The following is an 8287-nucleotide window of genomic DNA, read 5'->3' on the forward strand; positions in this document are numbered from 1 at the left end:
TAACAATGTGTATAATTCATTGCTAGTTCTTACCTGCTTGCGAAAAATTATCGAATACCTAAATCTCGTTTTTATTTACTAACTTTAACTCCTAACAGACCGCAACGAAATCATACACCAGGCCGTTAGGCACAATTTGAGAAACCAATGAAATTAACGATTTTAATATTACTTTTTTCTACTATTTCTGGGTTCAGTCAAGAAATAAAATATAACCTATTTTTAAAAGATTCTTGTTCAAATAAAATTGAGAATAGTTTAATTTATCACCTTGAAAAAAATGGAATAAAATATGAAATATCAGATTTTGACGGAACAATTATACTTCCGTCAAAAGGAGAATATAAACTTTTTGCGACTGAACTTGACGAAGAACATAATATAATCATTGACAATTTAACCAATTCTGACACATTAGCTTTACCTAAAATCAATGAACTTCTTTTAATAGATACTAGATCATACAAAATTGTATCAATTGAAGGACTAGGTGAAATTAATCCTGCAAAAATCGATAATTATAAGTTTACTATTTGCAAAGACTATTGTAACGGAATTGAAACAGATTACTACTCGAACGGAAAAATACGGCTGAATGCGGAATTTAAAAACGGACTTGTAATTGGAGAACTGAAAAGATATTATCAAAGCGGAAACATAAAAGAAATTTCTATTTATGACAAAGACGGGGTTTTGACCAAAAGGACTTTGTTTGAAGAAAATGGGAGCATTAAAAAAGAATAAAAAAAACTGTGCCTAACACCGTATAAAAAAAATTGCTAGTTTTAGCTAAACCAAAGTTAGTTGCTCGTTTGCTAGTTTCTGATTTTCCTTCGGAAAATCCTCGCACACAAACACGCAACTTTCTTTATACAAAAACGTTGCCAGTAATTTAAGAAACCTACGAAATGAAAGAACAAATCGAACGCATAAAAACAAAATTTGACCGATTAAAACAGTTGGACAAGAATTTTGAAGTGTTCGGTTCTGAAAAACATAAATACTTGTTTAATCGAACAAAATCGGAAAAAGAATTAATTGATTTTGAGAAAAGTCACAGCATAAAATTACCAGTTCAATATAAAGAATTTTTAATGAAAATCGGAAATGGTGGAGCTGGACCATATTACGGATTGGAACCGATTGAAAACGGACTTTTTGCTGACCTTGATTATAAAGACAAGAATGACCTGAATGACTTATCCAAACCTTTTCCTCATACCGAACATTGGAATTTGGATTTTGGAGAAGTAACTGACGAAAATGAAGATGAATATTTTGAACAAAAAGACAAAGAATATTTTCAAAATAAATGGGCAAATGGACTTTTAAGAGTTTCTAATTTTGGATGTGGAGTTTCAATGAATTTAGTTGTTAACGGAAAAGAATATGGTAATTTATGGGTTGACGACAGATGCAACGACCAAGGAATTTATCCTAATCCTTACATTGAAAATAGAGATAGAATAACGTTTCTCGATTGGTATGAACATTGGATTGACAATGAACTGAAAGAAAAAACTACTGGCAACACCGTGTATAATTAATTGCTTGGTTCTAGCTTACTTGCGAATATTCCTGCGGAATATTCACGGGTTCGTAAATGTTTATTAACTTAGTTGCTTAACCACGCAACTAACCATACACAAACTCGTTGTGTGTAATTTGAGAAAACCGAACTGAATGGACATTTAATGGGACTATTTGACTTTCTAAAAAAGAAAAAAATACCGATTGACTTCTCGGATAAAAATGTTTCGAAACTGACTTTGAAATCGGATTTACTCGGACAAACTCTAATTGCTAACGGACTTGGATTTTATGTGGACCATTTGTCTCAAATTCGACTTGCTGCCGACAATAAAGATGAATCGGAATTTAAAAAACTCGTGATTAGCCGAGAATTATTTGGTGGAGCTGGAGCGCTTTGGGAAATTCACATTGAAAATCCGACTGAATATAAAAAATTTAATAAGCAATTTACTGAATATGTTGATTTACTTACTCAAATGGGAATTAAAAACGGACGAGTAAAACAAATTCGGAAAACAATGCCAAAACTGAACTGAATTAATGACTGAAATTATTTTAACTCGTGACAGTGTTCACATTAGCGATGATGTTGATGCTCCTCACACAAAATCAATCACTTTAAAAGAATTAACTGTTGAGCAACTATACAGAGAAATAAAGAGAATAGAATATTTACCCAGGTTTAGTGGTATTCAAACTTGGGGAATTATAGGATATAGTCCAATTTCAGTTATTGCACATCAATGGAGTGAATTGAGACCTTTAATGAATTGTGATATGATTTTGGAAATAGAATTAAAAAGAACGAATAACAAATTACATTTATCTTGTTTTGGAGGAATAGAACCAGAAAAAGTTTTAAAAGTATTAGAAAGGTATAATAATGTTCACTCTGAATTTTAAAAATAAAAACTACACACAACAACGTGTAAGCGCAATAACGGCTGAATTTCCAAATCGGAAATTCAACTTGTTTTGCTAAATTAGGTGCGTCAGCGGAAAGTACTCGCGCACTTTCCCGTTACTGACGCTTACACAAAAACGTTGTACACAAGCTCTGAAAAGCCATCCGCACAAACAGCACATTTGGTTTTTGCCATCACAAATGCCAACGCTTAAAAAACCAAAAGAGCTATTTCTTTCCAACGCTACATCAGAAAACCAAACATAAGTATTGAATATCCTTTGAATTTTGTTAATTTTGTCAAGATTTTATTTTCAAGATGAAACTGACAAAAATGAAAAAATCGATTGGAGAATTTATCCATAATCTCAGAACAGAAAGTGGACTGACTCTTACACAGTTAGGTGCAAAATTGGATATTGACTCAGGAGCACTGAGCAAAATTGAAAACGGAAAAAAGCGGTTAGATGAAAAAACTTTGCCAAAATTAGCAGAAGTCTTTGAACTTGATTTAGATGAACTTAAGGAAGAATACATAAGTGAACAAATCGCTTATAAAGTATTTGAATCTGGTTGTAGTAACAAAGTCTTAAATCTTGCTGAGGAAAAAATCGTTTATATCAAACAACAAAACTTAACACAAACCAAAATTAAATTTCAATAAAGGATATGAGATATTACGGAGCAAAAACAAAATTACTTCCATTTATTGAAGAAGCTGTTAAATCAACAGGAGTTAATGGTGCATCAAATTTTGTAGATTTATTTGCAGGAACAACATCTGTAGGGCAACATTTTAAAAAATTAGGATATACAGTTTACTCTAACGATATGTTAGAGTTTTCCTATGCTTTGTCTAAGACATTCATAGAAACTAATAAACTTCCAACTTTCAAAAAATTAAAAAGTAAATTAAAAATCAAAGATGATAATCAACTAATTTTTGATTATTTAAATAATGTTGACGAACTAAACGAAGGGTTTATTTTTAAGAATTATTCTCCAAATGGAGAACGTCAATATTTTACTGACGACAATGCTTTAAAAATAGATACTTTTAGAACATTAATTCACGAGTGGAGAGAAAGTAAACTCATAAATGAATTAGAATATTATTATCTAATTACTTCTCTTTTGAGGTCTGTTAACCTCGTTAGCAATGTAACTGGAACATATGGTGCCTATCTTAAAACTTGGGACAAAAGAGCCTTAAATCCGTTAACACTTGAGCAAGTTCCAATTATAGAAAGCACAACTAAAAATAAAGCTTTCAAAAGAGACGCAAACGAATTAATCCGAGAAATTAAACCAGATTTATTGTATCTCGACCCACCATATAATTCTCGTCAGTACGCATCAAATTATTTCCTACTTGAATTAATCGCAGAAGGTTGGTTTGATAAAGAGCCAAAAATTTATGGTAAAACTGGAATGCGAGAATATGAACATCAAAAATCCAAGTATTGTTCTAAAGTGGATGCATTTAATGCATTGGAAGATTTAGTTTTACACGGCTCAAAAGCCAAATACATATTTTTAAGCTACAATAATGAAGGCGTTATTGACCAAAACAAAATAGTGAAAGCTATGGAACGTATTGGAGAGGTTGACACTCTTACGGAAAATCATAAAAGATATAAAAGCGTAAACCAAACAGCCGAAGACCCACAAATGACTTTTGAATTTGTATTTAAATTAAAGCCAAAAAAAACAGTTAACAAGGTTAATAATTTAACTGGTAAAGAGTGGTTACAAAATTCTTTTAGTATTTGGCGAGATTTAGGTAAATCTGAGGAAGAAAGAAAACTTAAGCATCCTGCAATATTCACTGTGAAATTAGCTTCAAAATTAATTGATACATTTTGCAAACCAAATGGTGGTTTAATTCTTGACCCATTTGCAGGTTCTGGAACTACTTTAATAGCAGGTTTATCCAAAGAAAAAGAAGTTATTGGTTTTGATTTAAGTCAAAAATTCAAAGATATTTTCCTAAAAAGAGCAACAAATTCATATGGATTCAATTCTTATGGGTTAGACTCCAAGTATGTGATAAATGATTCAAGATTCTTATCACAAAACATTGAAGAGAATTCTGTAGATTTATGCATAACCTCGCCTCCATATTGGGATGTTCTAAATAGAAAGAGAACTGCGGACAGTAAAGAAAACATAAACTACTCCGAAGATTTTGAAGACTTAGGGAACATTGAAGATTACAACGAATTTTTAGATGCTCTAAAAGGAGTATCAAACGAAGTTTTTAAAGTTCTAAAACCAAAATCTTACTACATTTTAAATGTAATGGATTTAAGAAAAAAGAGTAATTTTTACCCGTTGCATATTGACGCAATCACAATAGCTAAAGAAGTTGGTTTCAATTTAGAAGATTTAATTATTTGGGACAGACAACAAGAATATAACAATATGAGACCATTAGGATATCCATATAAGTTTATAGTAAACAAAGTACACGAATATCTTATAATTTTAAGAAAACCAGAATAATGACACAACAAGAATTTTACATTAATGTAGGTTATTTGGCAAATCCTGCGAGAAGAACAAATATACAGGTGGAGATGCCACATCGACGACAAGCAACTTTTATAACAGAATATGCAAACTTAACAGGCAACTTTCCATTACCCAATAACTCTACTACTGCTCCTTACTATGTTTGGGCTCCAGGAGCAGATAAATATGGTTTAGAAACTCGTGCATATTTTGCATCAAATGCAAATATTCCACAAACTTTGATTGATACTCTTGAACCAAGAGGTTTTCAAAATAGACCTGGATATGATGCTTATGATAGACGAATTAGTAGAAAGAAAAACATTTTCCCTCTTTTAGAGGCTGGTTTTGTTCTAGGTCCAATTCAAGATGTTAATAGAATTAGAGGTTTAGTACCTGTCAACTACATTAATGATTTTAACACAGGATTTGCATTATAAATGGAAAAGAATAAAATATCTAATTTTTTAACTCCTGATATATCTTATTTATTGGGGTTAATAACAGGAAGAGGGGAAATACAATATAATAATGATGTCAAAAAAATTATCATTGACTTTGAGTACAAAACTTTAAAGTCAACTGCAATTACTAAAACTTTTGACCAAAAACTACATATTCAAACAAGTCTTGATAAAGTTGTTGTTCGTCTTCAAAATATGGGAATTAACGTTGTAAAAGATGTTGCCGATAAAAAAATTTCTTTAGTTCTAAAATGGGACAGAGAAGATATAGCTTGGTTATTTATAAAATTTTTAATCAACGGAACTCGTTTTAGTTATCACGATTTTCAAGTTCCAGAACCAATATTTGAATCAACACAAGAAAACAAAAAAGAATTTCTAAGAGGAGTTAGTGATGTAACTGCATACGTTAGAGCTTCAAATTATTATGGTTTTTCAAAAGACCAACCTAAAAGATATAGAGTTTATATTGAGGTTACTAATAAGAATTGGCATTTACCACCACAGCTTTGCCAATTAATTCAATCTTTAGAAATTCCAGTACAAAATATAAATTACGGTCATCCAAATCTAAGAGACCCAAACAATAAAAAAGGTAATAGATTTTGGGCGAAAGAACATCAAATGAAAATTTTTGCTGATGATTTCCAAGAAATCGGTTTTTACATTTCACATAAGGAAGAAGCTCTATTAGAATTAGCTGAAAGTAATCGAGAGAATTTTGATACTCCAATTGATTTGTGCGATGGCACAACAAAAAGGAATAAAACTAAGCCCTCACATCCTGATGAAAATGATGATGGTTTACCTTCTGAGATTAGAGGTAAACACTTTAATGGATTTAAAGAAATTTGCAATTGTTTAAACTGTTATAAACAAAACTAATGTACAGTAACGAGATTGAAATGTATCCCGATATTATTCTTTGGCTTGAAAAACAGCTAAAAGGCAAATATGGAAAAAAGGCAAAAAAAATTACTGTTTTAGATACGCACGACAGCGATTTACTTAATTTTATTATAAAACTAAAATATCAAAGATTTTTTCCTGAGTTTACAACCTATAAAATTCGTCAAGATATTACTGGGTTTATTGAGTATGAAGATAAAGTTGATTTAGTTTTTGTTGAGTGTAAAAACGGAAAATTAAGTCTAATAAATTTGTCGCAATTAATTGGTTATTCTTGTATTGCTTTACCTGTAATATCAATTTTAATTGCTCCTCAAGGAATGGGAACAACTTTGAGTAAATTACTGACATCATTTAATCGGACAGATATTTTAGAATTTCGCCCAAATCGGAAAATCCAAGTCTTAAAGTGGGATTATAACAAAAAAGACATTGACCGAATGAATAGCATAACTTAAAGCCAACGCTGAAAGCCATACACATTGCCAAGTCGCTCAAAAGCCAACCGCTAAAGCCAAAACTTGGCAAAGAGTATGTCTTAACGCTAGCAAGTTTGCGGAAAGAAAAGCCAGTGTACAACAATGTATAAAAATAATAGCGGTTTAATCGCTAAAACGAAAGTAAGTAAATATAAAAAAGGTCTTTGTTTAACCGAAAAGTCAGTACGTGAAAATCCGCTACTATTCTTATACTAGACCGTTGTGGCTAATGTAAAACGAACCGTGCCAAAAGAATATAAATGACAATAAAAGAAGCAATTTTAAAAAGTCTTGACGAGATAAACGGACTAACAAATTATTTGGAAGTTCACGACCATATTGTGAATAAAGGCTATTACGATTTTGGAACAGCGAAAACGCCAGCTTCGACAATTTCCGCATTACTCGGAGATTTTATAAGAAATGGAGATAGTCGAGTAAAACGAATAAAACAAGACGGAGGAACTTACTCATACTATTTGACTAAAAACGAACAGGAAATTGGAATTGAAATTCTTTCAGGAACAACCGAAACGACAACTTCAAAACCGATAAAAGTAAAAGCCAAAACATACAACGAACGGGATTTACACAAACTTTTGAGTAGTTATTTAAAAAATACCAAAATCTATTCAAAAACCATATTTCACGAACAATCAAAATATGGAAAAGACAACAATCAGATTTGGACGCATCCAGATATGGTTGGAATTAAATTTCTAAACCTTCAGACAAAAGTCAGCCAGAATTTTTTAAAGTCAATAAACCGAGTTGACACTTTCAAATTGAGTTCATACGAGATTAAAAAAGAAATTAACTCGGACTCGGAATTAAAAAAAGCTTATTTCCAAGCAGTTTCAAATTCAAGTTGGGCAAATTATGGATATTTGGTTGCTTTTGAGTTTAGCGACAGTTTATCGGACGAAATGGAGAGATTAAACCAATCGTTCGGAATTGGAATCATTGAACTAAATGCAAATCCATATCAAAGCAAAATCCTTTTTCCTGCAAGTTATCGCGACCTTGACTTTAAGACAATTGACAAGCTTTGTAAGATAAATAAGGAGTTCGAGCAATTTATTGAACAAACCGACCGACTTATGACTGCTCAAGAAAGATATTACAAATCGACAGAAAAAGAATTGAATGAATTTTGTGATGATTATTTTGAAAATGACACCGAAATAGAACAATATTGTAAAGATAAAAATATACCGAACGGAGAATAAACACTAGCCACAACAACGGCTATAAGCAATTGGGGTTTAAGTGCTTAACCGAAAATTAAAACATAAAACAAAGGTCTGTGCTAAACTGAAAAGTAAGAGCAAAAAATCCCCAACTGCTCATAGCCACGACCGTTAGGCACAAGTTGAAACGAGCAGCAACGGACTTTGCAAACTCGCAAACTTTAAGAAATTAAAAAAAACTCATTACGATTGATTAAATCACTCTGAGTGATTAGCCGCTCGTAAAATCTGATT

The 8287-nt window shown here is 31.6% G+C and carries 10 protein-coding genes; all 10 read left to right on the plus strand.

Features of this window, described 5'->3' with window-relative positions; all coding sequences use genetic code 11:
• Nucleotides 1-147: 147 nt before the first annotated feature.
• Nucleotides 148-744 (plus strand): toxin-antitoxin system YwqK family antitoxin, encoded by a 597-nt coding sequence (locus ACFSQP_RS12825; protein ID WP_376895147.1) that lies wholly within the window; start codon nucleotides 148-150, stop codon nucleotides 742-744.
• 164 nt (nucleotides 745-908) lie between these two features.
• A complete protein-coding gene (locus ACFSQP_RS12830; RefSeq protein ID WP_376895149.1) occupies nucleotides 909-1547 on the plus strand; it encodes an SMI1/KNR4 family protein in 639 nt (212 codons plus the stop codon).
• 147 nt (nucleotides 1548-1694) lie between these two features.
• The gene (locus ACFSQP_RS12835) at nucleotides 1695-2069 is read left to right on the plus strand and encodes a hypothetical protein (protein ID WP_376895151.1); all 375 of its coding nucleotides are present in this window, start codon (nucleotides 1695-1697) and stop codon (nucleotides 2067-2069) included.
• A gap of 4 nt (nucleotides 2070-2073) precedes the next feature.
• A complete protein-coding gene (locus ACFSQP_RS12840) occupies nucleotides 2074-2436 on the plus strand; it encodes a hypothetical protein (RefSeq protein WP_376895153.1) in 363 nt (120 codons plus the stop codon).
• Between the two features lie 335 nt (nucleotides 2437-2771).
• Nucleotides 2772-3101, plus strand: a complete 330-nt coding sequence (locus tag ACFSQP_RS12845; protein WP_376895155.1) for a helix-turn-helix domain-containing protein — start codon at nucleotides 2772-2774, stop codon at nucleotides 3099-3101.
• Between the two features lie 5 nt (nucleotides 3102-3106).
• Nucleotides 3107-4942: a DNA adenine methylase gene (locus ACFSQP_RS12850; RefSeq protein ID WP_376895157.1), complete on the plus strand. Its 1836-nt coding sequence runs from the start codon at nucleotides 3107-3109 to the stop codon at nucleotides 4940-4942.
• The gene (locus ACFSQP_RS12855) at nucleotides 4942-5391 is read left to right on the plus strand and encodes a hypothetical protein (protein ID WP_376895158.1); all 450 of its coding nucleotides are present in this window, start codon (nucleotides 4942-4944) and stop codon (nucleotides 5389-5391) included. The genes ACFSQP_RS12850 and ACFSQP_RS12855 overlap by 1 nt, the downstream gene beginning before the upstream one ends.
• Nucleotides 5392-6300, plus strand: coding sequence for a hypothetical protein (locus ACFSQP_RS12860; protein ID WP_376895159.1), 909 nt, complete (start codon nucleotides 5392-5394; stop codon nucleotides 6298-6300).
• 20 nt (nucleotides 6301-6320) lie between these two features.
• Nucleotides 6321-6782: a hypothetical protein gene (locus tag ACFSQP_RS12865; protein WP_146221550.1), complete on the plus strand. Its 462-nt coding sequence runs from the start codon at nucleotides 6321-6323 to the stop codon at nucleotides 6780-6782.
• 281 nt (nucleotides 6783-7063) lie between these two features.
• Nucleotides 7064-8032 carry a COG2958 family protein gene (locus ACFSQP_RS12870; protein ID WP_376895161.1) on the plus strand — a complete coding sequence of 323 codons (969 nt, stop codon included), beginning with the start codon at nucleotides 7064-7066 and terminating at the stop codon, nucleotides 8030-8032.
• The last annotated feature ends 255 nt before the right edge of the window (nucleotides 8033-8287 follow it).

It is taken from the genome of Bizionia sediminis (assembly GCF_042684585.1).
Taxonomy (GTDB): Bacteria; Bacteroidota; Bacteroidia; order Flavobacteriales; family Flavobacteriaceae; genus Algorimicrobium; species Algorimicrobium sediminis.

What these genes read in the sequence shown, in the direction of transcription:
- ACFSQP_RS12825 (WP_376895147.1), top strand. Translation starts at nt 148, where the DNA reads ATGAAATTAACGATTTTAATATTACTTTTTTCTACTATTTCTGGGTTC.
- ACFSQP_RS12830 (WP_376895149.1), top strand. Translation starts at nt 909, where the DNA reads ATGAAAGAACAAATCGAACGCATAAAAACAAAATTTGACCGATTAAAA.
- ACFSQP_RS12835 (WP_376895151.1), top strand. Translation starts at nt 1,695, where the DNA reads ATGGGACTATTTGACTTTCTAAAAAAGAAAAAAATACCGATTGACTTC.
- ACFSQP_RS12840 (WP_376895153.1), top strand. Translation starts at nt 2,074, where the DNA reads ATGACTGAAATTATTTTAACTCGTGACAGTGTTCACATTAGCGATGAT.
- ACFSQP_RS12845 (WP_376895155.1), top strand. Translation starts at nt 2,772, where the DNA reads ATGAAAAAATCGATTGGAGAATTTATCCATAATCTCAGAACAGAAAGT.
- ACFSQP_RS12850 (WP_376895157.1), top strand. Translation starts at nt 3,107, where the DNA reads ATGAGATATTACGGAGCAAAAACAAAATTACTTCCATTTATTGAAGAA.
- ACFSQP_RS12855 (WP_376895158.1), top strand. Translation starts at nt 4,942, where the DNA reads ATGACACAACAAGAATTTTACATTAATGTAGGTTATTTGGCAAATCCT.
- ACFSQP_RS12860 (WP_376895159.1), top strand. Translation starts at nt 5,392, where the DNA reads ATGGAAAAGAATAAAATATCTAATTTTTTAACTCCTGATATATCTTAT.
- ACFSQP_RS12865 (WP_146221550.1), top strand. Translation starts at nt 6,321, where the DNA reads ATGTATCCCGATATTATTCTTTGGCTTGAAAAACAGCTAAAAGGCAAA.
- ACFSQP_RS12870 (WP_376895161.1), top strand. Translation starts at nt 7,064, where the DNA reads ATGACAATAAAAGAAGCAATTTTAAAAAGTCTTGACGAGATAAACGGA.